The organism is Pseudomonas sp. IT-P74, from assembly GCF_949768175.1.
Taxonomy (GTDB): Bacteria; Pseudomonadota; Gammaproteobacteria; order Pseudomonadales; family Pseudomonadaceae; genus Aquipseudomonas.
On the sequence record NZ_CATKQD010000001.1, the window covers coordinates 265,110 to 290,436 of the forward strand.

The window sequence follows — 25,327 nt, forward strand, 5'->3', positions numbered from 1 at the left end:
ATCACCGTCTTATTGTTTTTCTTTTTGGAGAGAGGAACGAGCAACGTTTTATTCAGGCATCGGGTAAACCCAGCAGTCGACGATTGAAACCTTCGTCGGACGTCACGCTGGCGAAGTCGTCGAACGCCTTTTGTGTCTTGGTGATCATGTGCTGCTCAATGAACGCCGCTCCTTGCGCGGCACCCTGTGTCGAATCCTTCAAACAACACTCCCACTCCAGCACGGCCCAACCGGTAAAGTCGTATTGGGTCAGTTTGCTGAAGATCGATTTGAAGTCGATCTGGCCATCGCCCAGAGAACGGAAGCGGCCCGGTCGATCGACCCATACCTGATACCCGCCGTAGACACCCGAGCGGGCATCGGGCCGGAACTCGGCGTCCTTGACGTGGAACATGCGGATGCGGTCGTGGTAGCGATCGATGAACCCCAGGTAGTCCATTTGCTGGAGCAGCAGATGACTCGGGTCATACAGAATGGCGGCGCGTGGATGATGGTCGACAGCCGCTAGAAAACGCTCGAACGAGGCGCCGTCGTGCAGGTCTTCGCCGGGGTGGATCTCGTAGCACAGGTCGACGCCGGCCTCTTCGAAACACTCGAGGATCGGCAACCAGCGCTTGGCCAATTCTGCAAAACCCTGTTCGACCAAACCGCTCGGCCGCTGCGGCCAAGGGTAGAGATATGGCCAGAGCAGCGCGCCGGAAAAGGTCGCATGAGCCTTCAACCCCAACCGCTGACTGGCTCGGGCCGCCAGCTTCAATTGGTCGATGGCCCATTCGGTCCGCGCCTGCGGCTGACCACGTAAGTGCGCCGGCGCAAAGTCATCGAACAAGGCATCGAACGCCGGATGCACCGCTACCAGTTGGCCTTGCAGGTGCGTCGACAACTCACTGATTTCGACGCCCGCTTGAGCACAGATGGCTTTCAATTCGTCGCAATAATCCTGACTGTCGGCGGCGCGCGCCAGGTCGATGTATTGCGTGCCCGACGTGGGTAACTGAATGGCCTTGTACCCTTGGGACGCCGCCCAACGAGCAATATTGGCCAGTGTATCGAATGGCGCTTCAGCGGACATGAACTGCGCCAGGAAAATACCTGGCCCGCGCAAGCCTGTCGGGGGTTGGGGCGTAGGGTTCACGGGGGGACTCTCCGGGTTCATGGATGGCAGACCAGTTCGGTCCACTTGGTGTCGCCACGATGGTTGGCGATCACTGCTTCGATGAAGGCCATGCCGCGCAGTCCAACTTCGATGCCTGGTACGCCGGGGGCATCGTTGCCTTCGACGTTGCTGCGGATTGCGCTGGCGAAGTCGCCGTAGAGGTTGGCCATGGCCTCCAGATAGCCTTCGGGATGTCCGGCGGGCAGACGCATGCGTCGGGTCGCGGCTTCGCACAACCAGGGTTGACCGACACCCGAACGCAGGATGCGCAAGGGTTGATCAATAGAGCGATGAATCAGGCTCGACGGGTCTTCCTGACGCCATTCCAGCCCGCCCTTGTCGCCGTAGATGCGGATCTTCAACGGGTTCTCTTCGCCAGCGCAGACCTGGCTGGCGATCAATACACCGCTCGCGCCGTCGGCCATCTTGAACAGCATCGCGGCGTCGTCGTCCAGTTGCCGGCTTGCAAGGTGCGTATTCAACATCGCACACAGTTGCTTGATGGGTTGGTCTGCCACGAATTCGGCCAATGAAAAGGCATGGGTACCGATATCGCCAATGCAGCCTCCCAACCCCGACTGTTCGGGTTGATCGCGCCAGCCCGCCTGCTTGTTGCCCTGCCCGGCCACATCCTGACTCAACCAGCCCTGGGGATACTCGACGATGACCTTGCGCACCGTGCCGATCACACCGTCGCGAACCATTTCCCGAGCCTGCCAGACCATCGGATAACCGAGGTAGGTGTGGGCCAATCCATAGAGGCGGTCGCTGCTCTCCAGCAGCTTTTTGAGGGGTAACAGCTCAGACAGATTCAGCGCCGCGGGTTTCTCGCTGAACACATGAAACCCTGCACGCAGCGCCTGGCTGGCAATCGGCGCATGCAAGTGATTGGGGGTGACAATGACCAGCAGTTCCATGCGTTGATCAGCGGGTAGCGCGCGCTCGGCATTGAGCATCAGTTGCCAGTCGCTGTAGCAGCGGGAAGCGGGCAATCCCAGCGCCGCGCCCGTGTCCTGGTTGTTGCGGACGTCTCGGCTAAACGCACCGCACACCAGTTCAAAGCGACTGTCGAGCGCGGCGGCCTGACGATGGGCTTTGCCAATGAAGGCGCCCTCGCCGCCACCGACAAACCCCATTCTTATTTTTGGCACTGGAACATTCATCGCGACTTTTCTCTGTTTGAGGCGGTGTCAGGCTTATCTTTCGCCATGATGTAACCGGTTACATCGTGGCGAGAATTTAGGCGCAGTTGTGCGAGGTGTCAAATACCCGGATTAAAATCCACGAACATTTCAGGGCTCGGCCGACCTGCGCTAAGCTCGCCAACCGCACAGTTCGATAATGAGGTGGTCTTGTCCAATATCCGTGAAGTAGCCCGGCTTGCCGGCGTCTCGGTGGCCACAGTATCCAGAACACTGAAGTCGCCTGAGCGCGTGCTCCCCGACACTCGGGACAAGGTCAACGCCGCCGTGGAAAAGGCCGGTTATCGACCGAACCTGATGGCGGTGCAGTTTCGCTCGCGCAGAACCGGCAATCTGGTGATTCTGGTGCCGACCATCGCCAATACCTTTTTCGCCCGGGTGATCAGCGGTGCCCAACAGGCTGCCCAGGCCGCCGGGTACCGACTGCTGCTGTGCGACACCCAGGGCCGCGAGGAAGTAGAACGGGAATTCGCCGAGCTGGTGTACGCCCATCAGGCCGACGGCGTGATTCAGTTGCGCGCCTACGACCCTTTTGAAGCCCCCTTCCCCAGCGCTGAGCTACCACCTATCGTCAACGCCTGTGAGGTGATTCAAGGCGGCCGCCATCCGACGATCAGCCTCGATAACCGCGCGGCCGCCAAGGCCATGACCGAGCATCTGATCGAACTGGGCCACCGGCGGATCGGTCTGATCAAAGGCCCGAAAAGCAGCCCGCTGACCCGCGACCGTGTGGCCGGCTATCAGGATGCATTGCGCCAAGCCGGCATCGCGTCCGATCCCGCCCTGATCTGCCACGGTGATTTCAGTTTGAAGGCGGGTCATGACGGTGCTGCAGCGATGCTGGAGCTGTCTGATCGTCCCACCGCGCTGTTTTGCGAAAACGATGAAATGGCCATCGGTGCGTTGAAGCGAATCAAGCAACAGGGCTTGCGGGTACCGGAGGATATTTCATTGGTGGGTTTCGACGACATCCCCTTCGCGGCGTACTGCGATCCGCCTCTGACGACCATCGCGCAACCCGCCGAAGTCTTCGGCCAGAAAGCCGTCGATATGCTGATCTCTCTGATTGAGAAGAAAACGATTGCACAGCGTCATGTGGTATTGCCGTTTGAGTTGACGTTGCGCAATAGCACAGCTGTGGTCAACGAGCGCTGACCACATCCATTTCAGGAGATTTTCTGATCAGGCAAACGCAATCCAGCAGAACCGACAGATCGTCAGGCGTTGCCGGGCGGACGATCATCGCACTTGTTCCTGGGCTGAAGAGATCAGGCCTCTAGCGTTTCCGTCATTGCAATGCCTTTGCGACCCAATTGCTTGACGCCATACATGGACTGATCCGCCGCCTTGAGCAACGTGTCGAGACTCTGGCCGTGAACAGGAAATAGCGAAACCCCGATACTGCACGAGAGCGATCGTTCTCCAGCGGTTGTCATGACTGGCTGCGCGATGGCTTCAAACAACCTCCCCGCCTTTTTTTCAGCACTCTCAGCGCTGGTAATGTCCGTAAGCAGAATGACAAATTCATCCCCGCCATAGCGTGCGACGGTGTCACGCGAGCGAGTTGCCTGAAGCATGCGACTTGCGACTGTTTGAAGCACTTGATCGCCGACTTCATGGCCGCATTCGTCGTTGATTTCCTTGAAGTGATCCAGGTCGATCAACAACACGGCAAACTGTGTCCCATCCATTTTCCAGCTGTCGATGGCCTGCTCAAAACGATCGGCAAAGAGGTAGCGGTTGGGCAATTGCGTGAGTACGTCATGGGTTGCCAGGTACGTTGCTCGTTCGTGCTCGACTTCAGCCCTTTCTATCGCCTTGAAATGCCGAATCAACACAAGCGGCATGAGGACAAGCGCCCCGGCCAACACGGCAAGGATCACCAACGTTTCGGCAGTCAGAACATCCCCAAACCGCAGCTGACGCTCAAACAGCAACGTCATGGGTTGTGAAGCGTTTTTAATGTCGACCCGATCGGTCAGGCGCGGCAGGAAAAGTTGATCCAGGAAACCAGCCTGTTCTGTGTCCGTAGAAAACACGTTGTTTTCTGAACCGGCACCGGTTTTCAGAACAGCGCTGATATGGACGAAAGGATCAACGTTCGCATCGTTCACGGCTTCCAATAACGAGTCCGTTCTGATCAACAGTAAGGACAACATCGTGCTGCCGAAAAAATTGGGGCGCGTGCTCTCTCTTGCGTCCTCGGTTCGACGGACAGACTGCATAAGAATGTAGGCATTACCACCTTCGAACATCGAGAAAACGGGTGATACGACGGGTTTCTGGTGACTACGGGCTCGAGCCAGTGCAGATGAAAGATGCCCAACGGTTTCCAGCCTGACACCATAGATTGAACTGGACTCCGGGAGTGGCGGGTACATGAACAGCACGGGCCAGGTCTCATTGAGATGGACCTGGTGCTGGGCGGGTTGCCGAGCGAGGCTCGGGAAATCCTTGAGTGCAAAGTCCGGGCGCCAGGTGCGTCTCAACAGCTCTTCAAATGCAGTCTGCTCGGCAATGGGTACCGCCCTCGCCGCCTCGAGCATGTAAATATGAGGGTACGCGGATAAAACCGCTGCAGCATAACGAACGGCTGCTTCCGTATCGCTCTGGTCGACGGCCTGGAGAAATGCTGAAAAACCCGCCAATACCGCTTCATTGGTATCCAGCTGGTTGCGCACGATGCCAGAGATGTTCTGTACGTATTCTGAAAAACGCGTTTCCCGGCGTTCCGTCTCGGATGTAAGCAGTAGCAGGGTCGAAAAACCAACCAGTCCGACCGCCAAAAGAATGAACCCCACCAGCGAACTGCGTCGCTTGGTAAACATCATTCGGGCTTCTCAATGCGCAGTGCGTGCAGGGTGCCGATGGGAATAAGTAAAGCGAAGGCAAAGGCTATGGTTTTCAAACGAGGTGCAATCCATGCAGAAAAAGGGAAGTCCGAAGTCTTACGCTGCCATTATCTCACTAAACCTCGCGGTAGACGTAGAGCCCACTTGAATCGCACCGATTCTCCATTTTCGTCTAACGTCATTGGATGCAATTGCATGATCCACTTCCTCTGAAAATGGAGTTCGACGATGAAAACAATCGCTTCCTGGCTGACAATTACGCTTTTTGGCCTGGTGCTTGGCGGCTGTGCCGCGGTGGGTGCCGGGAGCGGGGGCGCTGGCGAGATGGAAATTCGCTCGGGGAAAATCGAGCAGATTACACAGACCCAGATGCAGACCAATCACGATAGCGGTGTCGGTGCCATAATGGGCGGTATTGGCGGTCTGGCCCTGGGTAGCCTGATCGGCGGGGGCACCGGCCGGGATGTGGCGATGGTCGCCGGTGCCCTCGCGGGTGCGGCAGGCGGCAACTACGTCGAAAAGAAAAAATATGATCAGCCCGTGGACGCACAGCAAATCATCGTTCGCACCCAGAGCGGCGTACTGGTTCAGGTGACCCAGCCGATCAATCCGGCGCTGAGAAAAGGCATGAGCGTGTATGTCGAGGGTGCCGGAAACGAAGCGCGGGTGGTGCCACAAGGCTAGGGGGCGGCTACAGGATGTTGCGCAGCGGACAAGTGGCCGTAGTCACTTGCTGCGCAACATCATCATGTCGAGCAAGTTCGGTTGACACTCAATCAGTCATGCATGAACTCATGCCAGTTGCTGGCAACCCTTGGATCTATGTGTCCTGTGGACCTAAACTTTGTGGTCCCTGCCCTCCTCGCCGATTATTGAACGGATTTCATGACTGAGCATGCCAAGTACCATCACGTGTCCGAAGTACCAGGCCTGGTGCTGGGGTCCGCACGTTTTGCGAATGTCGGCTTCGATCGCCATTACCACCTCGACTTCCACATCGGTTTTGTCACCGAAGGCATCCAGCGTCATCGTTCGAAGGGCGAGTCGTTTCTTTTGGGTCCGGGAAATGTTGCCCTGATGCCTCCGGGTGAAATCCACGATGGCGTGTCCGAGGGCGGCGGCGCTTATACGCTCAAGACATTCCGTCTGTCCCAGGCGCTGGTCGCGAGCCTGACCGAGGAGATCAGCGGTCAACCGAAAGAGCTTGAATTGGCCGGTGTGCTGCTCGAAGACACCGGGCTTGTCGGTAACCTGCGGGGGTTTCACGAAGCGATGCAGCAGGTCGTCGGCCCCGGCACCCTTGCGGTGCAGACGCAATGGTTCACCCTGCTTGAACACCTGTTGAACCAGTCACGGGCGATCAGGCCCGAAACGGTTACAGGGACGCTATCGCCGCTGCAATGGTCTCGCGTCAGGGACTATTGTTTCAGCCACATCGATCAGCGAATCACCCTCGATGATCTCGCTGGCCTGTGCGGGCTGGGCCGCTTCCCCTTCCTCAAGCAGTTCAAGCGGACCATCGGCATGACGCCACACGCCTGGCTGCTTCGATTGCGTCTCGAACGGGCCTGTAGCCTGCTGTCTGGCAGCGAGCAACCGATCATCGATGTCGCCAACGCCGTCGGCTTCTACGATCAAAGCCATTTCAACCGTGCCTTTCGGCAGGCATTCGGCGTCGCGCCATCGCGTTACAGGACTTAGTCCGTCGGCCGTCAATTTTTTACAAGCGCAACAACCTTCCCTCTCCATAGGATGCGCCAATCCGGGCGAAACACCTTCGCCTGCGCAGCCGAGAACTGGAAGATGAACGGTGAAACAAACAGACCGCCCGCGCTGGGTTTTTCAAGTGACAACATCGCCGGCGCATCACCGGAGGTGGTACAAGCCCTCGTCAAACACAGCACGGGCCAGGCGAGCCCCTATGGCACCGACGAGTTGACGGCACAGGTCCGGCGCAAGTTCTGCGAGATTTTCGAACGCGACGTGGAGGTCTTTCTCGTGCCCACCGGCACCGCCGCCAACGCCCTGTGCCTGAGCGCGATGACGCCACCCTGGGGCAACATCTACTGCCATCCGGCCAGCCATATCAACAACGATGAATGCGGCGCGCCGGAGTTCTTTTCCAACGGTGCCAAGCTGATGACCGTCGACGGCCCGGCGGCCAAACTGGATATCGTTCGACTGCGCGAGCGCACTCGCGACAAAGTCGGCGACGTGCACACGACTCAACCCGCCTGCGTCAGCATCACCCAGGCCACCGAAGTCGGCAGCATCTACACCCTGGATGAAATCGCAGCCATTGGTGACGTCTGCAAGTCCTCTTCCCTGGGATTGCATATGGATGGGTCGCGTTTTGCCAACGCCCTGGTGTCGCTTGGCTGCTCCCCGGCGGAGATGACATGGAAGGCCGGCGTGGATGCCCTGTCGTTCGGTGCCACCAAGAACGGCGTGCTGGCGGCGGAAGCCATCGTCCTGTTCAACACCTCCCTGGCCGCCGAGATGAGTTATCGGCGCAAGCGCGCAGGCCATCTGTCTTCCAAGATGCGATTTCTGTCGGCGCAGATCGATGCGTACCTGACCGACGATCTCTGGCTACGCAACGCATGCAAGGCCAACGCTGCCGCCCAGCGCCTGGCGCAAGGGCTTGCTGGCCTGAGCGGCGTTGAGGTGCTCGGCGGTACCGAGGCGAACATCCTGTTCTGTCGGCTGGACTCGGCAATGATCGATGCGCTGCTAAAGGCCGGCTTCGGGTTCTATCACGATCGTTGGGGGCCGAACGTCGTTCGCTTTGTCACCTCGTTCGCCACCACCGCCGAGGATGTCGATCACCTGTTGAACCAGGTGAGGCAAACTATAGATCGGGAACGCGAGTAACACTCGCCACCCAGCACTGGGATTGGTGGGCGTCTCCAGTATCGACGCCCAACTCCAGGAACTACCACTGGCAACCACTTACTTCGCGGTATCGAGAACAAGCCTGCCACGTAAGTGACGACCCATGCTTTTCTCGATCGCGACTTTCGCCTCGCTCAAGGGGTAAGTCTCTACATTGACCGTGAGGTGTCCCTTATCGAACAGTTCGGCGATGAGCGAAAGCTGCCGGCCATCCGAGCGGGTGGCGAAGTTCACGGGGGTTACGCCGTAGTCATTGGCCAGCGACATGTTTGGGGCGCTCACCGGCGATACCAGTACACCGTGCTTTTTCAGTACCGCAAACGAACGGGTTTGTGTTTCGCCACCCACCAGATCCAGTACCACATCGAGGCCGGATGCCAGTTCCTCGAAAGCCTGGGTGGTGTAGTCGATGGTGTAGTCCGCTCCGATTTTCTTCAGGTAGGCATGATGATGTGCCGAGGCCGTTGCGTAGACTTCAGCGCCCAGGTACTTGGCAATCTGCACGGCCATGCTGCCCACGCCACCGGCCGCGGCATGGATCAACACTTTCTGGCGACGTTGCACGCCAGCGTGTTCGGTCAGCGCCTGCCAGGCCGTCAGGGCCGTTGCCGGGACAGCGCCAGCCTGCAAGGCACTGAGTGATTTTGGTTTGAGCGCCAGTTTGGAAACCTGGGCAACGGCTTTGGTCGCGTAACCGCCGACGATGTTGATGAAGCCGAACACTTCATCACCGATGTTGAATTCAGTGACGCCCTCCCCCAGCGCGACGACAGTGCCGGCCACTTCAACGCCCGGGGTAAAAGGCAGCGGCAACGGGATGAACGCTTTCATGGCGCCGGACAGGATCTTCCAGTCAATCGGGTTGACCCCGGCGGCGGCGACATCGATCAGCACTTCACCGACACCGACGACAGGCTCTGCAATCTCTTCCAGGTGTAAAACTTCAGGACTGCCGTATTCGTACACGCGTAGGGCTTTCATGGAGGCCTCGATAATCGAAAAGAAGGGAGAAAACATTGGCGCTGCGAGGGCGCGTGCCGTGCGCAGCGCGGGGGGATCAACCACGGCGGGCGTCGAGGCTGAAGCGACCGGCACCGAAGGCCACGACCTGCAACAGGCCACCGGCCATGGCGATGTTCTTGAAGAAGTGGATGAACTGGTTCTGATCGCCCAGTGCGTTATGGAACGCCAGCGCAGTGAACACGCTGAACACGGCCAGTACGGCGGCGACCGTGCGGGTGCGGTATCCGGCAATCAGTGCCAGGCCACCGCCGACCTCTACAATGATCGCCACCGCCAGTGCCAGTTGAGGAAACGGAAGCCCGACCGAACCGATGTAGCCGACCATCATTGCCGGAGCGGCGAGTTTCGAAAAACCGGAAAGGATGAAGATTGCGCTGAGCAGTACGCGGCCGATCAACGAGGCCGAGGCTTGGGTGACGTCGGAGCGGCTCTGTTCAGACGTGGTTGTTTGAGCGATGTTTGCAGAAGTCGTCATGGGGTATTTCCTTCAGTTGGGTGCGATTCAACAGGAACCGCCTTAGTGAGGAAATGTTGCGCTGCATCAGCTAATCTGAATAGCTGACTAATTTAGATCATTAAGTTCGATTTATTAGAAAAGAACACCCGCTCAACCGGTAAGGAGAGATCAATCGTGCAATTTTCCGAGCGACGTCTGGATCAAGGAAACAGGCATGATCTCTGATCCGGGAACACCGACACTGGACCAACTGCGAGTGTTCCTGACGGTCGTGGAAGTCGGCAGTTTCGCGGCGGCCGCCCGAAAACTGCACCGCGCCACTTCGGTTGTCAGCTACTCGATCGCCAACCTGGAAATGCAGCTCGGTGTGTCGCTGTTCGACCGCCAGACAACCCGTAAACCCCAGCTCACCGATGCCGGTCGCACCGTACTGGCCGAAGCCCGGACCATCGCCAACGGGGTTCATGGACTACGTGCCAAAGTGAAGGGCCTGCTTCAGGGGCTCGAAGCCGAAGTGCACGTGGTGCTCGATGTCATGCTGCCCCCCGAGCGTGTGGTCGACGCACTCAAATCCTTTCGCGAAGAGTTTCCGACCGTTGCCCTGCACTTGCACATGGAAGCCCTCGGCGCCGTCACTGAGCGTGTGGTCAACCGTGGTGCGATCATCGGTGTCAGCGGCCCCATGAACGAGGGCATCGACGGTATCGAGAGAATGGGGGTCGGCAGTGTCGAGTTGATTCCCGTGGCGGCCCCGAATCATCCGCTGGCTTCAAACGACGCGAATGTTCCGGGTGCCGGGCGAGAGCACACGCAACTGGTGCTGTCCGATCGCTCGCTTTTGACCAAGGACAAGGATTTCGCCGTGCTCAGCAACCGCACCTGGCGCCTGGCGGACCTGGGCGCCAAGCACATGCTGCTGCGTGAAGGCATCGGTTGGGGGAACATGCCAGCCCCGATGGTCCGGGAAGACCTGGAGAGCGGCCGACTCGTTCAGTTGAACATACCGGAATACAAAAGCGGAATTTACCCCTTCGACGTGATCTACCGCACGGATTTGCCGCCGGGGCCGGCTGCGAGGTGGTTGATTGAGCGCTTCGGTCAACAAAGCTCCGCGCAGGAGACATCCCTTTGAACCTGGAAACAGAATGCCGCTCGAGCCGCCCGCGATGAAAATCGGCGTCATTTCCGACACTCACGGCTTGCTCCGCCCCGAGGCCATTGCCGCCCTGCAAGGCTGTGATCGCATCCTTCACGCAGGCGACATCGGCAGCGCGATGATCCTCGAACAATTGGCCGCAATCGCGCCGGTGGACGCGGTGCGTGGCAACAATGACCTGGACGCCATCTGGGCCAGGGAGTTACCCGATTGTCTGCGCCTGGAGCTCAATGGCTGGGCGGTTCTGCTGGTGCATGACATCGCCGACGTGGCGCTCAATCTTGATGACGGGATCAAGCTGGTGATCACCGGTCACTCGCACAAACCCTGCATCGACTGGCGCGGTGAACGGCTGTTCCTGAATCCAGGCAGCGCCGGGCGCCGACGTTTCAAATTGCCTGTCACTCTGGCGGTGCTGGAAGTGGTTGCCCAGTCAATCGAACCGCGGCTGGTGTCGCTGCTCGACTGATTCGCCTTCAACCGTTCGATTCACGACTCGTCGGCAACCACCCTCACTCTGTGGCAGTCGGACGGTCCAAGTTTTTGGCCGCTCGCGGAGCGAACTTCCATCGGCATCAGGGACTGGCCGTACGCATTGTCCAGCAACACCGAACGCGTCTCTTCCCGCGTGAACTGAAACCGTTCTCCCCACTGCCTCATACTGACCACCACAGGAAAGATCTCCCGTCCTTTCTCTGTAAGGACGTATTCCTTGTAGGCACTTCCATCCGACGCAGGTTGAACGTCGAACACACCGACCTCAACCAGCGTCTTCAGGCGTGATGCCAGAATGTTCTTGGCCACCCCCAGGCTTTTCTGAAATTCGCTGAATCGGCGAATGCCGTCGAATGCGTCGCGAATGATCATGAGCGACCAACGATCCCCAATGGCTTCCAGTGTTCGTGCCACCGGGCATTCGCTGTTTTGCGAGGTAGGGTCTACGACCATCGTGTTTACCTTTCGGATAAGGACTGCCAGGTCTGTCACCTGGCCTTGAGCAATGTGGTTGCAATATGAAACCTGATTCGATAACAATGAATCAAGTTGCTAATTGAAACCAGCTTAGCGCCACGGAGGCTCACGTGAAAGCAGATACCGATTCAGCCACCCATCCTTTCGTCGCGCAGGCTTCGGGGCTTTCTGCGCAGCTCACGTTTCTGTTTTCGGTCACCTGCGCGCTCGCCGTCGCCAACGTCTACTTCGCCCAACCCTTGCTCGACTCAATGGCCCGGAGCCTGGATGTTGCCCCATCCATGATCGGGTTTGTGGTGACGGCGACTCAAGCCGGTTACGCGCTGGGTTTGCTGTTCATCGTCCCTCTGGGCGACTTGTTGAACCGTAAAGGGCTGATTCTGACGCAAATGCTGCTGTCTGCGATTGCGCTGGCGGGAGTCGGTGCCGCGCAGCAATGGCTGACCCTGTTGGGCGCCATGATTGCTGTGGGTTTGCTGGCCGTGATGGTTCAAGTGCTGGTGGCCTGCACCGCCGCGCTGGCAACGCCGTCACAACGTGGCCAGGCCGTGGGGACCGTCACCAGCGGCATTGTCCTGGGCATTCTTCTGGCGCGGTTCACCTCCGGGCTGATCGCCGATCTGGCGGGCTGGCGCGCCGTGTATTTCGTTTCTTCGGGATTGATGCTGACCCTCGCGGCGGTGTTCTGGAAAGTCTTGCCTCCCGCAGTGACGCCATGCAGTCGATACACCTACCCTGCACTCATCCGCTCGCTCTTCACGTTGTTCATGACCGAGCCGGTGTTGCGAACCAGAGGGCTGCTGGCCTTGCTGATCTTTGCCGCTTTTTCCGTGCTGTGGACATCCATGGTGCTGCCGTTGAGCGCCCCACCGCTGTCGCTTTCACACACGGTCATCGGCCTGTTCGGCCTGGCTGGCATCGCCGGCGCGCTTGCTGCCAGAAGATCCGGACGCTGGGCCGACCAGGGGCTGGGGCAACGGGTCACCGGCATTTCGCTGGCGATCCTGACGCTGTCCTGGCTGCCTATCGCCTTTGCACCGTCGTCACTGATCGCGCTGGTTGGCGGAGTGGTCTTGCTCGACTTCGCGGTGCAAGCCGTACACGTCACCAACCAGAGCCTGATTTTTGCGGCGCGACCCGACGCCCAAAGTCGCATGGTCGGCGCCTACATGTGCTTTTACTCGGCGGGCAGCGCACTGGGTGCCGCCGCCGCGACCCAGGTGTATGCGTTATGGGGCTGGGTTGCCGTCAGCCTGTTGGGTGCCTTGATCAGTGCAGCGGCCTTCGTGCTGTGGTTTTGTCAGCAACCCCGGGGACCGAGCAGTGAACTGGCCAACAGTGCCTTCAAGGCCATCGGCTTGGCAAAATGATAACCTTGGGCCTGCCCTGCCCCTATTTCACGCAGCAACTCCAGCGTCGCTTGATCCTCGACGCCTTCGGCCACCACACTCAGGTCCAGCGATTCGGCCATCCGTACTATGGCCCGGACGATCGCGCGACTGCGGGGGCTGGTAGTCAGTTCGAAGATGAATGACTTGTCGATTTTCAAGCCGCTGAAACGGTACTGATGCACATAGCTCAAGGATGAAAACCCTGCGCCGAAGTCATCGAGCACCACCGTCATGCCGTTGTCGGCCAGTTGCTGCATGGTCTGGCGGGCAATCGCCGGTTCGGCTACCAGTGCCCCTTCGGTCAGCTCCAGGCAGATTCGCGATGGCGAGACCCGGTGCTGCGCCAACAGTGCCAGCACCTCGGCGGCAAAATCCGGACGCGTCATGCTGTAGCTCGAGCAATTGACGTGCACCGGCGGCCAGTCGGCGTGTTCGGGCTGTGCGAGGATCGTGGCAATGCTGGTGAGCATGTACAGGTCCAGTCGACCGATCAGGCGCAAACCCTCGACATCCGGCAGGAACTCGCCCGGTGCGATCACCCGGCCGCCCGGCTGGTGCCAGCGGATCAGCGCTTCAAGGGCCAACAGTTCGCCGGTTTCGACGCTGACGATCGGCTGGAAATACGGCAGCAGTTCGTCGGTGCGTTTGAGTGCATTGCGCAAGGCCCCTTCTCGCTCGACCTGGTCCGAGACTTCACGGCGCACTTCCTGGTTGAACACCGCGTAGCTGTCGCGTCCGGCACTCTTGACCCGGTACATCGCCGCATCGGCATCGCGCAGCAAGTCGGCGGGTTCGTGATGAAACTGACTGTCGGCGCTGACGATACCGATACTGCAGGACGAAAAAACTTCATGGCCATTGATGAAGAACGGCAGATCGAATGCCACCAGGATCCGTTCGGCGATTTCTATCACCACCTCCAGCGACGCCTCGGGAGCCAGCACCGAAAACTCATCGCCTCCCAGGCGCGCCAGCATGTCGGTGCCGCGCAGGCAACCGCGCAAACGGTGGGCGGCCTGCATCAACAGCAGATCGCCAAAATGGTGGCCGAGGCTGTCGTTGACCATCTTGAAACGGTCGAGGTCGATGAACATCACCGCCAGGTGCCCGCCTTCTCTGCCGAACCGTGACCAGGCCAGGTTGAGGCGCTGCTGCAGATAGGTGCGATTGGGCAGCCCGGTCAGCGCATCGTGGGAGTTTTCGTGCTGCAACTTGGCATTGGCATGATCGAGTTCGCGGGTGCGGCTCTGCACCCGGGCTTCGAGCTTGAGGTTGGCGACGTGGATCGCTTCGGCGGCCGTGCGTCGCGATAGCGCGGTGTCTATGTGCCGTGACACGAATGTCAGCAGTTCCTGGTCACGCAGGGTATAGCGCACCTGCGAGGTATAGCTCTGCACCGCCAGCACACCACGTACCGCGTCGTCTTCGAACAAGGGTATGCCCAGCCAGGAGAAGGAACGCACGGACTCCTGGGCAATTTCGATTTCACCCTGCGCGGACAATCGCTCAGCTTCACCGACGTCAATCAGGCAAGGGCGGCGCTGACGGATGACGTACTCGGTCAAGCCCCGGCGCCCTCGGCGTGCCGCCGGGCAGGTCGTCTGCCGTTCATCCACGTAATAGGGAAACGTCACTTCGCCGGTCGAGACGTCAAAGAGCGCAATGTAGAAGTTCTGCGCGAACAGCAGATCACCGACGATGCCATGCAGGGTCTGGAACAACTCGGTCATGTCACCCGGCTGGCTCGACAGTTCGGCAATCTGGAACAGCGCGCTTTGCAGATGTTCGGCGCGCTCCCGGTCTGCGACCTCCTGGCGCAATGCGTCGTTGACTGCCGAAAGCTCCAGGGTGCGACGCAACACCGTTTCTTCCAGGTCCTCCCGGTGCAGAATCCGGTCCAGCGCCATGGCCACGTGGCGGGCGACCACCAGGAACAGCGCGCGGTCTTCAGCGCTGTAGATGCGAGACACGTCGTAGACCTGCATCGCCAGCATGCCAAACACCTCGTCCGAGGCATTTTTCAACGGCGCGCCCATCCAGTACTCGGGACGATCACCCACGCAGTGGAAACGGTCCTCGGCCTGGGCCGCGAGAATACCGGCGGCATCGATCAGCAACGGCTGGCCGGAGGTCAACACCTGGCCCGTCAGCGACAGACGCGAAGGATCAAGGTATTCGTAGTTTTCGGATTCCAGGGCATCAACGTCGATGATGTCGACGTAATACGGGTAGTCGATCTTGCCAGTGTGCGGGTTATACAACGCGAGATAGAAGTTCTCGGCGTCGATCAGACTGGCCAGCAGCCGGTGAGCCCCCACCAGAAACTCTGACCGGTCACGGGTCGAGCTGGCCAGATAGGTGATTTCATACAGCACACGCTGAGTGATCTGCGCACGGGCCAGGGTATTGGTCTGTAGCTCAATGCCCAGGCGCTGGGCAAGTTCAGCAAGCGCCGGTTCCGCGGCATCGGCGGCTGGCGCGAGCAGCCAACCCAGCTCACTTTCGCCCCTGCCGGTGGGCCAGCGGTGCAGGTTCGAAGCCAGGCAAAAGGCTTCAAACTCATCATTCGCAACGCTTGAAGGCCAATGTACCCGTGGGTCTCCCTGGCCAACCCGATGCAACTGTTCACCGGCGCGGTAAAACGCCCAAGCGGTGGTATGGGCCCAGTTGCGCGCCGAGTCCAGCAGTTGTCCGATCCTGTCGTCGTTGCCGGCGCAAACCCTGCCGACAGTATCCGGCTTCCCTGGGGAGTGAAATGCGGCAACTGCGTCATTGCTCGATTGCCGCGGGGAGCCGGTCAGTGTACGAAAACTCATCAGCGCTCCCTGAGCCAAAACTGCTGAAACTCACTGGCTGATTGCTTGCAATGTGCCATTTGGCTTTCCGTTTAAAGCTTATGGCGGTTTTTTTCAATGATTTTGTTCACTTTAGTGCCAGGTATGAGACGGGCTGCAAATTATTCGCTGTGTTGTCCAGACCTGGCGTCTATCACTCGAAGCTAACGTATCAGTCGTCGTTGTCATCGCGATCACGGTAGCGACGGTGGTCGCGATCATAGTCACGACGATCATAGTCACGGTCATAACCTCGATCATCGTCCCCTCTCTGGTCGTAACCACGTCGATGGTCATGATCGTGATATCGGCCGTACCGTTCTCCGTCATCCCAATGCGGGCCGCAGCCTCCCAACAAGACGGCGCTGGAAATGGCCACGATCAAGATTGCTGCGCGATTCATAAGAACGTCCTAAACGTCGGAAGTATGGAAGGGTCATGGCTATGACCATTCAGTAACCCGATGATTCCTTTGAGAAATACAATCAAGTGATGGTCGCTCTCCCCATCGGGTGCGCGCCGAGGCAACTCAGGCCTGTCATCAATAGCCAAGGGGCTGTCGTCAAATGAAAAGCGCCCCTGATACGGGGGCTATCTAATGGCAGAACTGAAAAGGTCTCTGGCGATGAGTCGACGTAAGCGACGCTGCGCCTGAGTCACGAGTTGCCTGGTACGCCAGGCAGGAGAATAACAATATGAAATTCGTGAAAAGTCTTCTGGCTGCTGTCCCCCTCATGGCGCTGGCCATCGATGCCCAAGCCTATGTATCGAACCAGGAAGCCACCCGGCTGGGCACCAGCCTGACGTGGGTGGGAGCCGAAAAGGCCGGTAATGCCGATGGTTCCATACCGCCCTACAACGGCGGCCTGACCACGGCCCCCTCCAGCTTCAAGACCGGCGACAGCATGCGGCCGGACCCCTTTGCGGGCGAAAAACCGTTGCTGGTGATCAACGGCAGGAACGTCGACGCGTACAAAAGCATGCTGACCGCCACCACGGTGGCATTAGCCAAGCGCTACCCCGACTTTCGCATCGACGTCTACCCGACCCACCGCACGGCATCGCTGCCACAGGCGATACTGGACAACAGCCGCAAAAATGCCACCAATGCCAGGTCCCTCAACGGCGGGATCGCCATCGACAATGTGATGCCCGGGGTGCCTTTCCCGATCCCGCAGTCCGGCGCCGAAGCGATGTGGAATTTCCTGCTGCGCTACCAGGGCGTCAACATCCATTCCAAGTACGACTCCTGGAGCGTCGACACGGCGGGCGTACCGAGCCTGGCGGTCACCGGCGAAGCATTCATCTCCTTCCCGATCTACGAGAACCTGTCGAAGCCGTTCAACAGCTCCGACATCTACTATCAGTTGAAACTGTCCTATACCGGACCTGCGCGCCGAGCCGGCGAGTCGATCATGCTCAAGAACGCCACCAACCCGACGCAGTTCCCTGGCCGCGCCTGGCAGTACATGCCTGCCCAGCGCCGCGTCAAACAGATCTCGATCCTGGCCTACGACACCCCCAACCCCGGTACTGCCCGTGCGCTGGAACTGTATGACTGGACACTGGTGGGCAAGCAGGAAATGATCGTGCCCTACAACACGTACAAACTCACCTACGCCCGCGCCGCCAAGTCGCTGACCACGCCCAACTTCGTTGCCCCGGACTTCGTACGCTGGGAAAAGCACCGGGTCTACGTCGTGGAGGGCAACCTCAAGCCCGGGGCGAAGCACATCTACCAGAAGCGGCGCTTTTACCTGGATGAAGACACTTGGGCCGCGGTGGCCTCCGATCAGTACGACACCCGTGGCCAGCTGTACCGTGGCTCCTTCGCGTTCTTCAGCCAGAGCTACGACCAGCAGGTCCCGGACGCCACCCCTTTCATGACTTACGACCTGTCCAAAGGCACCTACAACATCAACGGCGTGGTGGGCCCGCATGGCGGCATCCGCTACATCGAGCCGCTATCGACGGCGCAGTGGGTGCCGGAGTCCATGGCGGGTGCCGGTATCCGCTAGGTCTGCCGTGATGCAACGCATCGATGATGCATGACCGATACAAGACAAAGCCCCGGGTTCTAAAGAACCAGGGGCTTGAGTTTTCGAGTGGTGCGCGAGCTACAAAGATCAGCTCTCAGCGCAAATGACTGGGTCATGACTGGATTCAGTCGCCAGCTTCAATCGGTCGGCTTTACAAATGTATTTAGGTTTGCTTTTCGGTGCCAGTTTGGCACTGGCCTTTTTGGCCTTAGCCTTGAACAGCTGCTTCAGTTTTTTTTGACGGTTCATGTTGTTCTACTCAGCCAGTAATTCTTGAATGATATCAGCTTGAGAAATTTAGCCGTTCCAACTTTGCGGCTCCATGATCCTGAGCCAAGGCCAGCGAGCCTGGTAGCTTTTCGCTTTCCGATCGAACAGGACTGGCTCGGAGCACTTTGGATTGATTCGAAGCAGCCCGCGCTCTATGTCGGCCAGGCCGTTGGGCGCATAGACCTCGCCAGTTTCGATATCCAGGCCTATGCAGGTGCCAGCAACCAGGTAGCGGTCAATCCCGTCTTTTGCCGACTGTAGCCTTGGATAATCCCCGCCAAAGCGCTGGCCGTACCACAGGTGGACGCGAGCCTGATTCTTGAACTCAATGTTCACGTCGAGGTCGCGGAACAGACGCTGACCTGATTGGATGACCTCATTTTCGGCTTCCCACGACAGGTCATCATCGAAGTAAAAGACGTCGTAATCCTTCACGCCCCACTCCGGCGGGCGCTGTGCCTGATGATTCCAGACGGCCTGGAACAGGCAACCGGCCGTGAGCATGCACTGGTTCAAACCGAGCTCAGGCAAGCGAGCGGAAATTTCTGCGTTTACCGGATTGGCCATTGCGATCCTGAGCAGGCTTTCGGCAGTCAATGTCATCTTCATCCCTTCTGATTGATCTGATCCCTGCGACCGACAATACCCTCAACGCTTTTCAAATTTACTAAAAAAATTGCCCTTTTCTCTCCCTCGGCCAATCTGGCGCGAATCCTGCCTGACTCAACGGCATGAAGTCGGTACTGACTATGTGGATGACACTTTTGAAGTGAGCCACCTCAGGGCCAGCCCCGATAATCGATAGCTTACTGACGAACTGTCGAGGTCAAGCATGACGAGCGCAACTATGGAACAAGTCAGCCCACAAACGCTGAGAAGAGTGATTGTGGCCGCCGGGATCGGCAATTTCGTCGAGTGGTTCGACTTTGCCGTCTACGGCTTTTTGGCCACGACCATCGCCCAACAATTCTTCCCCAGCGGCGATGCCAGTGCCGCGCTGCTCAAGACCTTTGCGGTGTTCGCCGTGGCCTTTGCGTTTCGGCCCCTTGGCGGGATTTTCTTCGGCATGCTGGGCGACCGGATCGGCCGCAAGCGCACCCTCGCGATGACCATCCTGCTGATGGCCGGTGCCACGACCTTGATCGGTCTGCTGCCCACGTATGCGGCGATCGGGGTCATGGCGCCGATTCTTCTGTCCCTGATCCGTTGCGCCCAGGGCTTTTCCGCCGGGGGGGAATACGCAGGTGCCTGTGCCTACCTGATGGAGCATGCACCGAGTGATAAACGCGCCTGGTATGGCAGCTTCATTCCGGTGTCGACATTTTCCGCCTTCGCCGCGGCCGCCGTGGTGGCCTACGCGCTCGAGGCTTCATTGTCGGCCGAAGCAATGGGGAGCTGGGGTTGGCGCCTGCCGTTCCTGATTGCCGCGCCCCTGGGCCTGGTGGGGCTTTACCTGCGCTGGAAGCTCGATGAGACACCGGCATTCCAGGCGGTGACTCAGGAACACGCTGTCGCACACTCTCCTCTCAAGGAAACTTTGCGCAACCATGGTGCGGCGATCTGTTGCCTGGGCGCTTTTGTGTCACTCACGGCACTCTCGTTTTATATGTTCACCACCTACTTCGCGACCTACCTGCAAGTCGCCGGTGGCCTGAGTCGCGCCACAGCCTTGCTGGTGTCACTGATTGCATTGCTGTTCGCTGCGGCGATCTGCCCGCTGGCCGGGCTGTATTCGGACCGGGTCGGGCGTCGGATCACGGTAATGACCGCTTGCGCGCTGTTGATCGTGGTCGTGTATCCATCGTTCCTGATGGCCAGCTCCGGTTCGTTCGCCGCGTCCATCGTCGGCGTCATGCTCCTGGCGATTGGCGCGGTGTTGTGTGGCGTGGTCACCGCGGCCTTGCTCTCGGAAACCTTCCCTACCCGTACTCGGTACACCGCCTCGGCCATCACCTACAACATGGCGTACACCCTGTTCGGCGGCACCGCGCCGCTGGTAGCGACGTGGCTGATCAGCACCACCGGCAGCAACCTGTCGCCGGCGTTCTATCTGATCGCGATTGCATTGCTCGCATTGGCGGGCGGGCTGGCATTACCGGAGACTTCAAGGATTTCCCTGCATGACGTTGCATCGCAGGAGAAAGCCGAAGGCGTAGGCGCATCCGCCTGAAACACGAACGAGCCGGCCCGGCGAACCTTCGACCTCGGGCCGGCCTCATCATATAGCTCGATACACAGCCACTCGTCTGCTGGACCCGGTGATCATGCGCAGCGCGACTCAAAGCTGGCTACAGTCATGATTCCACTTTGATATCGCCGACTTGTCATGAAATGAAAAGAAATTGTCGTCGAATGAAGGGTCCACCGCCTCCCCCGTCCATAAATTCCTCTTCGGGCCCACGCGTTGAATCCCGCGATTTGATGCCAGGCCCAGTTGGCGCTACAACTGGGCGCCTTTGCGATTTATATGCTCAGCAAAATAATAATTCGAGGGGTCGCAGTGTATGCGTGTGAATTTACCCGTAACCGAGCATGAAAGAGTTTTCTCCACCGAACAGCGATTGATCTCCACGACCGATCTGGATAGCCGAATCACTTACTGCAATGACGCCTTTGTTGCCATCAGCGGTTTCACCTACGACGAACTGGTTGGTCAGACCCATAACCTGGTTCGACACCCCGACATCCCACCCGGGGTATTCGTGCATATGTGGCACACCATCAAGCAAGGCAAACCCTGGATGGGGATTGTTAAAAACCGCTCGAAAAATGGTGACTTCTATTGGGTCAGTGCCTACGTCACGCCCATCTATGAAAACGGACGCATGAGTGGTTACGAGTCGGTCCGCTCGGTGCCCAGCCGCGACCAGGTCCGCCGGGCATCAGCGCTCTATTCAAGGATGCGGGCCGGCAAGCCGATCGTTTCGCTGAACGCACGGATTTTCCGGCCACTGCAACAGAGCTGGCCAATATTGATGGCTGGCGGGGTTTCACTGCTGGGGAGTCAGTGGCTACCTCAAACAGCGGCACAAGGGCTCCTGGTCGCGAGCCTTGGTGTTGCCTGGTACCTGATCGAGTCCCGAAATCGCAGGGCCATCGAGCGCACCCTGGCCGAGCATCCGAAAGCCTTTTCCGATCCGTTGGTCGCACTCACCTATAGCGATAATCACGGCCCCCAGGGGCAACTGGACATGGCCATGGTCAGTGAGGAAGCGCGCCTGCAGACAGCCCTGAGCCGGCTCGTCGATGCCGGGGTCAACGTCAAGGCCAAAGCGGCGCAGTCATCCGAGCTTTCAGGTTCCCAGGCGCAGTCGCTGGATCGCCAGCGCAGTGAAACCGATCAGTCTGCCGCCGCCATTTCACAGATGGCCGCCACCATTCAGGAGGTCACGCAAAACGTCATCAGCACCGCACATGCCGCCTCGGAGGCTGACCAGTTGACCCGTGACGGCAGTGAACTGGCCCGGCAAAGCCTGAGCGCCATGAAAACCATGCACGAGGCAGTCAACGAGATTGGCCAGGCGGTCAATGCATTGGCGAGCGAAACGCAATCGATCGGCAGTGTCGTGGACGTCATCACCTCCATTGCCGAACAGACCAACCTGCTGGCGCTCAATGCCGCCATCGAGGCGGCCCGGGCCGGCGAGCAAGGACGCGGTTTTGCCGTGGTTGCCGACGAGGTGCGTTCCCTTGCACAACGCACCCGCACCTCCACCGAACAGATCCACGGCATCATCGCTTCACTGTATGTCGGTGCCGATCGCGCTGTATCTACGGCCAATCGTGGCGAGCAGATTTCCCGCGAAAGCATGCAAAGTGTCGAGGCGGTGCAGTCGGCGTTGGTCGGCATCAGCCAGGCCGTCACCCGGATAACCGGCATGAGCCAGCAGATGGCCTCGGCGTCTGAAGAACAAAGTCACGTGGCTGAAGACATCAATCAACAGATCACCCGCATTGCCCAACTGTGCGATCACAGTGCCGGGCAGGCCAAGCAAGGTGCCGCCATCAGCCAGGATCTGGAAGTCATGGCCGATTACCTGCACAGCCTGGCCGAACGTTTCAGCCGATAGCCATTGGCGCCTGTTGACCCTATTGCATTCGGGCAACAGGCCCTTTGTAGGTGTTGCGCCTGGCGCAAAGGCGAACGTTCACGGGGACAGCGCTCTGACCGCAGGCAACGGCCGTACTATAATTAATGTCTGTCAATGTTTGCATGGCGAGCGCTCCAAAACCAACCAGGTATCCATAGCGTTCACCTGACAGGCACTGGGCAGCACAGCAAATGGGATGGACAGTACGTCTGATTACGCGAGAGAGGGTTCAGCCATGAAAATTCACTCCTTCCAGCATTACTCTCATGGTCTGGAAATGGCCGTTCACGATGCATGGATTACCGCCAAGGTGAAGTCGGCCCTGGCATTTTCCGATCCGACCCTTAGCCTGCATATCAATGTCAAAACCCATGCGGGCAAAGTGGAGTTAAGCGGTCGCGTCAACACTCATAGACAGTGTGAACAGGCCATTGGTCTGGCCCGTTCGGTTCATGGTGTCGCCGACGTCGATGCCAGCGACCTGCAGACCCATGTGTTCACGCCAGGGAGTTTTCCAGAAGCGCCCAATGCCGAAGAGAGCACTGACCGCCGACCACAATCGTCGACAAGGAAGGACGACAAATGATAATGGCAACTTTGTAGGCGCCGCGCCCCCGGTCGGGAACCGAGGGCGGAGGGAAGCTGAATGCCTGTGTACCCCAGAGTTAATCGCCCATGGTTTCGTGGACATTTGCGACTGGCTGCCTATGGCCGATTCTGTTGAGAAAGTCGACCATGGTTTGCGCAGCAAAACGTATGCGTCCGAGATTGATATCTTTAGCCTTTAACTAATGCCCTCGAAACCTGCACAATTGCCGGCTATTTTCGCGACAGGAAGTCCGACCATGCAACGGATTGTAATTCTGGGCAATGCTGGTAGCGGCAAATCTACCCTCGCCCGCGCCCTCGGTAAGCGCCTTGGCCTGCCCGTAGTGCACTTGGACACACTGTTCTGGGAGCCCGACTGGGTCGAGCCCGACGCTGAGCAGTTCCGCGCACGGGTCAGCGAAGCGATCGCACCGACTGCCTGGATTTGCGAAGGCAATTATGCCCGGCGTACCTTCGATCTTCGCCTGCCCCGTGCCGACCTGATCATCTGGCTCGATACACCGCGACTCACCTGTTTCACCCGGGTGATCATGCGCGGCATATTGAATCGCCCTCGGTCCGACCTTGCAGCTGGTTGTAAAGAGAAGCTCGACCGAGCGTTCTTTACCTTTCTGAGCTTCGTATGGAATTTCGATCGAGGCTACCGCCCAGGTATCGAGGCGGTGCGTCTGGCCTTGGGCCTTCAGATTCCTACGGTGCACTTGCGGCATCGCCGGCAGATTGCCGTATTTCTTGATAACTTGCCCCCAATGCCCTCAAACCTGTCTTGAATAGGTGGACAGCGGCACTCGACACCTAAGATTCTATAGAGGCACCGGCTCGCGTGCCTTGCTCTCTACCCTCTTATGTTGTTCTGGCCCTCCGGCTGGGCCTGGCACGTCGGTCACTCGGACTACCCGATGATGATCGTTGGCATCTACGCCACACTTGGCGTGTTCTTGATCCTGGCCGCACGTGATCCATTAGCCAATCTGAGCCTGATCTGGTTCATCGTGTGGCCCAGCGCCATACACGGAGCAATCATGGCCGTCCAGACGGTCACCCAGCCGGGGCAAATGGGGCGATTTGGGCTTCGATGCTGTACTCATCGCCGATGGGCATACCTGCTCTGATACTCCAACGCTTAAAGCAGAGGCCATCACTGCCCACCACAATGCAACTTTGGCGGGGCCATTCTGCCGAGTCGTCCAGGCTAAGGAATGGAGTTTTTAGGACACTCCCCTGATCGACCCAAGCCAAGGGTCGATCAGACCGCTTGGGGGCCGACGCGACGGCTGATATCTTTCCCGCGCACCAGATCGCGTCCGATCGACGCTGAGCCCATCAAGGAAGATAAAAACAATGAAAATACTATTCATCGCTTCGCTAGGAATTTTATCGCTGACTCAAACTTCACTGGCCTTCGCGGATAATGCCAATGGAAAAAATCTCTATCTACAGCGATGCAGCATGTGCCACGGAACAGGTCTCAAGGCAACAGGACCACTGGCCAAAAAAAGCAATCCGCCTACGCCTGATCTGACAACGTCCGCTTTCAAAAAGCGATTGAATGATTATCCGGGCGTGATTGTCTCTTCGATAATACTTCGCCCAAATGGCGACTTGATTCCAAGAACCTTGCGTGAGAATGGAGTAAAGCTATCGCCGCACTCATGGAGCGTTAAGGATCTGCGCGATTTGAATCAATACATGAGTGGTGTGATTTCACAAAAACGATGATCTTCAAAGTGCCTGGTCCTGACGCCAGCGCTTGACTCTGCCCCTTGGGGCAACCCCTACCCTGCCTTGTCCATTTCAGGTTCCGCCGTCAGCGGATAAGGCAATCCATGAATACGTTATCGCTGGTCACCGGTGCCAATGGGCATCTGGGCAACACCCTGATCCGGGCACTGCTCGCCCGGGAGCAACAGGTGCGCGCCGGGGTCCGTGACCCGCAGCGAAGCGCAGCCCTGAACGGGCTCGACTGCCAGGTGGTACGCGCCGAACTGCAGGACCCTGACTCCCTGCGCCAAGCCCTGCAAGGGGTGGACGTGCTGTATCAAGTAGCGGCAGTGTTCAAGCACTGGGCGAGGAACCCGCAGGCCGAGATCGTCGACGTCAACGTACAAGGCACGCGCAATGTACTACGGGCCGCGGCAGAGGCCGGGGTCCGGCGCGTGGTCTATGTGAGCTCCGTGGCAGCGGTGGGACACAACGGCCAGCACCTGGATGAAAGCAGCTGGAACAACGACCAGGACAACCCGTACTACCGCTCGAAAATCCTCTCTGAACGCGCGGCCTGGGAAACCGCCCAGGCCTGTGACCTGCCGATGGTCGCGGTGTTGCCCTCGGCAATCTCGGATTTCTCGTAGCAGCGTGCAAAAAAAACGTTTTAACCAGT

Annotated in this window: 22 protein-coding genes and 5 pseudogenes; 17 read left to right on the forward strand and 10 right to left on the reverse strand. The window is 58.8% G+C overall.

What is annotated here, in order from left to right; genetic code table 11:
• Positions 1 to 52 precede the first annotated feature (52 nt).
• Positions 53 to 1,156: a sugar phosphate isomerase/epimerase family protein gene (locus tag ACM6J5_RS01220; protein WP_414927619.1), complete on the reverse strand. Its 1,104-nt coding sequence runs from the start codon at positions 1,154 to 1,156 to the stop codon at positions 53 to 55.
• A complete protein-coding gene (locus tag ACM6J5_RS01225) occupies positions 1,153 to 2,319 on the reverse strand; it encodes a Gfo/Idh/MocA family protein (protein WP_414927620.1) in 1,167 nt (388 codons plus the stop codon). Before ACM6J5_RS01225 ends, ACM6J5_RS01220 begins: the two co-directional genes overlap by 4 nt.
• Positions 2,320 to 2,508: 189 nt before the next feature.
• On the opposite strand from ACM6J5_RS01225, the gene ACM6J5_RS01230 reads away from it, so the two are divergent.
• On the forward strand, positions 2,509 to 3,513 hold the full coding sequence (locus tag ACM6J5_RS01230; RefSeq protein ID WP_414927621.1) for a LacI family DNA-binding transcriptional regulator: 1,005 nt from the start codon (positions 2,509 to 2,511) through the stop codon (positions 3,511 to 3,513).
• Positions 3,514 to 3,626: 113 nt separating this feature from the next.
• On the opposite strand, the gene ACM6J5_RS01235 is transcribed toward ACM6J5_RS01230, so the two are convergent.
• Positions 3,627 to 5,186, reverse strand: a complete 1,560-nt coding sequence (locus ACM6J5_RS01235) for a sensor domain-containing diguanylate cyclase (protein WP_191628381.1) — start codon at positions 5,184 to 5,186, stop codon at positions 3,627 to 3,629.
• A 252-nt stretch (positions 5,187 to 5,438) separates the two neighbouring features.
• On the opposite strand from ACM6J5_RS01235, the gene ACM6J5_RS01240 reads away from it, so the two are divergent.
• The 3 genes from ACM6J5_RS01240 (at position 5,439) to ACM6J5_RS01250 (ending at position 8,084) form a co-directional block, all read left to right on the forward strand.
• A complete protein-coding gene (locus ACM6J5_RS01240; protein ID WP_414927622.1) occupies positions 5,439 to 5,894 on the forward strand; it encodes a glycine zipper 2TM domain-containing protein in 456 nt (151 codons plus the stop codon).
• 201 nt (positions 5,895 to 6,095) lie between these two features.
• The gene (locus tag ACM6J5_RS01245; RefSeq protein WP_414927623.1) at positions 6,096 to 6,911 is read left to right on the forward strand and encodes an AraC family transcriptional regulator; all 816 of its coding nucleotides are present in this window, start codon (positions 6,096 to 6,098) and stop codon (positions 6,909 to 6,911) included.
• A gap of 102 nt (positions 6,912 to 7,013) precedes the next feature.
• Positions 7,014 to 8,084 (forward strand): threonine aldolase family protein, encoded by a 1,071-nt coding sequence (locus tag ACM6J5_RS01250; protein ID WP_414927624.1) that lies wholly within the window; start codon positions 7,014 to 7,016, stop codon positions 8,082 to 8,084.
• 78 nt (positions 8,085 to 8,162) lie between these two features.
• Here ACM6J5_RS01250 and ACM6J5_RS01255 read toward each other — a convergent pair whose 3' ends face one another.
• Positions 8,163 to 9,086, reverse strand: a complete 924-nt coding sequence (locus ACM6J5_RS01255) for an NADP-dependent oxidoreductase (protein ID WP_414927625.1) — start codon at positions 9,084 to 9,086, stop codon at positions 8,163 to 8,165.
• A 76-nt stretch (positions 9,087 to 9,162) separates the two neighbouring features.
• Positions 9,163 to 9,603, reverse strand: coding sequence for a DoxX family protein (locus tag ACM6J5_RS01260; RefSeq protein ID WP_414927626.1), 441 nt, complete (start codon positions 9,601 to 9,603; stop codon positions 9,163 to 9,165).
• A 196-nt stretch (positions 9,604 to 9,799) separates the two neighbouring features.
• On the opposite strand from ACM6J5_RS01260, the gene ACM6J5_RS01265 reads away from it, so the two are divergent.
• Together ACM6J5_RS01265 and ACM6J5_RS01270 are read left to right on the forward strand one after the other, a co-directional pair.
• A complete protein-coding gene (locus ACM6J5_RS01265) occupies positions 9,800 to 10,717 on the forward strand; it encodes a LysR family transcriptional regulator (RefSeq protein WP_095942133.1) in 918 nt (305 codons plus the stop codon).
• Positions 10,718 to 10,751: 34 nt separating this feature from the next.
• Complete coding sequence (locus ACM6J5_RS01270) at positions 10,752 to 11,210, forward strand: metallophosphoesterase family protein (RefSeq protein ID WP_414927643.1); 459 nt, start codon at positions 10,752 to 10,754, stop codon at positions 11,208 to 11,210.
• 20 nt (positions 11,211 to 11,230) lie between these two features.
• Here ACM6J5_RS01270 and ACM6J5_RS01275 read toward each other — a convergent pair whose 3' ends face one another.
• Positions 11,231 to 11,689 (reverse strand): winged helix-turn-helix transcriptional regulator, encoded by a 459-nt coding sequence (locus ACM6J5_RS01275; protein ID WP_095942132.1) that lies wholly within the window; start codon positions 11,687 to 11,689, stop codon positions 11,231 to 11,233.
• Positions 11,690 to 11,823: 134 nt separating this feature from the next.
• Here ACM6J5_RS01275 and ACM6J5_RS01280 point away from each other — a divergent pair, with 134 nt between their 5' ends.
• A complete protein-coding gene (locus ACM6J5_RS01280; RefSeq protein WP_414927627.1) occupies positions 11,824 to 13,083 on the forward strand; it encodes an MFS transporter in 1,260 nt (419 codons plus the stop codon).
• Here the strand turns inward: ACM6J5_RS01280 and ACM6J5_RS01285 are convergent.
• Positions 13,014 to 15,920, reverse strand: coding sequence for an EAL domain-containing protein (locus ACM6J5_RS01285; protein ID WP_150672512.1), 2,907 nt, complete (start codon positions 15,918 to 15,920; stop codon positions 13,014 to 13,016). The genes ACM6J5_RS01280 and ACM6J5_RS01285 overlap by 70 nt on opposite strands.
• Positions 15,921 to 16,110: 190 nt before the next feature.
• Complete coding sequence (locus tag ACM6J5_RS01290) at positions 16,111 to 16,341, reverse strand: hypothetical protein (RefSeq protein WP_095942129.1); 231 nt, start codon at positions 16,339 to 16,341, stop codon at positions 16,111 to 16,113.
• A gap of 292 nt (positions 16,342 to 16,633) precedes the next feature.
• Here ACM6J5_RS01290 and ACM6J5_RS01295 point away from each other — a divergent pair, with 292 nt between their 5' ends.
• The gene (locus ACM6J5_RS01295; RefSeq protein ID WP_095942128.1) at positions 16,634 to 17,956 is read left to right on the forward strand and encodes a DUF1329 domain-containing protein; all 1,323 of its coding nucleotides are present in this window, start codon (positions 16,634 to 16,636) and stop codon (positions 17,954 to 17,956) included.
• 108 nt (positions 17,957 to 18,064) lie between these two features.
• On the opposite strand, the gene ACM6J5_RS01300 is transcribed toward ACM6J5_RS01295, so the two are convergent.
• The gene (locus ACM6J5_RS01300; RefSeq protein ID WP_150672514.1) at positions 18,065 to 18,226 is read right to left on the reverse strand and encodes a DUF2986 domain-containing protein; all 162 of its coding nucleotides are present in this window, start codon (positions 18,224 to 18,226) and stop codon (positions 18,065 to 18,067) included.
• Between the two features lie 48 nt (positions 18,227 to 18,274).
• Positions 18,275 to 18,850, reverse strand: a complete 576-nt coding sequence (locus tag ACM6J5_RS01305) for a nucleotidyltransferase family protein (protein ID WP_414927628.1) — start codon at positions 18,848 to 18,850, stop codon at positions 18,275 to 18,277.
• A gap of 229 nt (positions 18,851 to 19,079) precedes the next feature.
• Here ACM6J5_RS01305 and ACM6J5_RS01310 point away from each other — a divergent pair, with 229 nt between their 5' ends.
• The 9 genes and pseudogenes from ACM6J5_RS01310 to ACM6J5_RS01350 form a co-directional block, all read left to right on the forward strand.
• Positions 19,080 to 20,417, forward strand: coding sequence for an MFS transporter (locus ACM6J5_RS01310; RefSeq protein WP_095942126.1), 1,338 nt, complete (start codon positions 19,080 to 19,082; stop codon positions 20,415 to 20,417).
• 334 nt (positions 20,418 to 20,751) lie between these two features.
• Positions 20,752 to 21,060 (forward strand): annotated as a pseudogene (locus tag ACM6J5_RS01315) (PAS domain-containing protein); the annotation flags it as partial.
• A gap of 282 nt (positions 21,061 to 21,342) precedes the next feature.
• Positions 21,343 to 22,317: pseudogene (locus ACM6J5_RS01320) on the forward strand (methyl-accepting chemotaxis protein); the annotation flags it as partial.
• Positions 22,318 to 22,573: 256 nt separating this feature from the next.
• Entirely contained in the window at positions 22,574 to 22,924 is a 351-nt protein-coding gene (locus ACM6J5_RS01325; RefSeq protein ID WP_095942124.1) for a BON domain-containing protein, read from the forward strand.
• A gap of 259 nt (positions 22,925 to 23,183) precedes the next feature.
• Positions 23,184 to 23,717 (forward strand): AAA family ATPase, encoded by a 534-nt coding sequence (locus tag ACM6J5_RS01330; protein ID WP_095942123.1) that lies wholly within the window; start codon positions 23,184 to 23,186, stop codon positions 23,715 to 23,717.
• Between the two features lie 48 nt (positions 23,718 to 23,765).
• Positions 23,766 to 24,008 (forward strand): annotated as a pseudogene (locus tag ACM6J5_RS01335) (DUF6632 domain-containing protein); the annotation flags it as partial.
• A 1-nt stretch (position 24,009) separates the two neighbouring features.
• Positions 24,010 to 24,159: pseudogene (locus ACM6J5_RS01340) on the forward strand (cysteine hydrolase); the annotation flags it as partial.
• A 129-nt stretch (positions 24,160 to 24,288) separates the two neighbouring features.
• Positions 24,289 to 24,666, forward strand: a complete 378-nt coding sequence (locus tag ACM6J5_RS01345; protein WP_095942121.1) for a c-type cytochrome — start codon at positions 24,289 to 24,291, stop codon at positions 24,664 to 24,666.
• Positions 24,667 to 24,773: 107 nt separating this feature from the next.
• Positions 24,774 to 25,283: pseudogene (locus tag ACM6J5_RS01350) on the forward strand (NAD-dependent epimerase/dehydratase family protein); the annotation flags it as partial.
• Between the last annotated feature and the right edge of the window lie 44 nt (positions 25,284 to 25,327).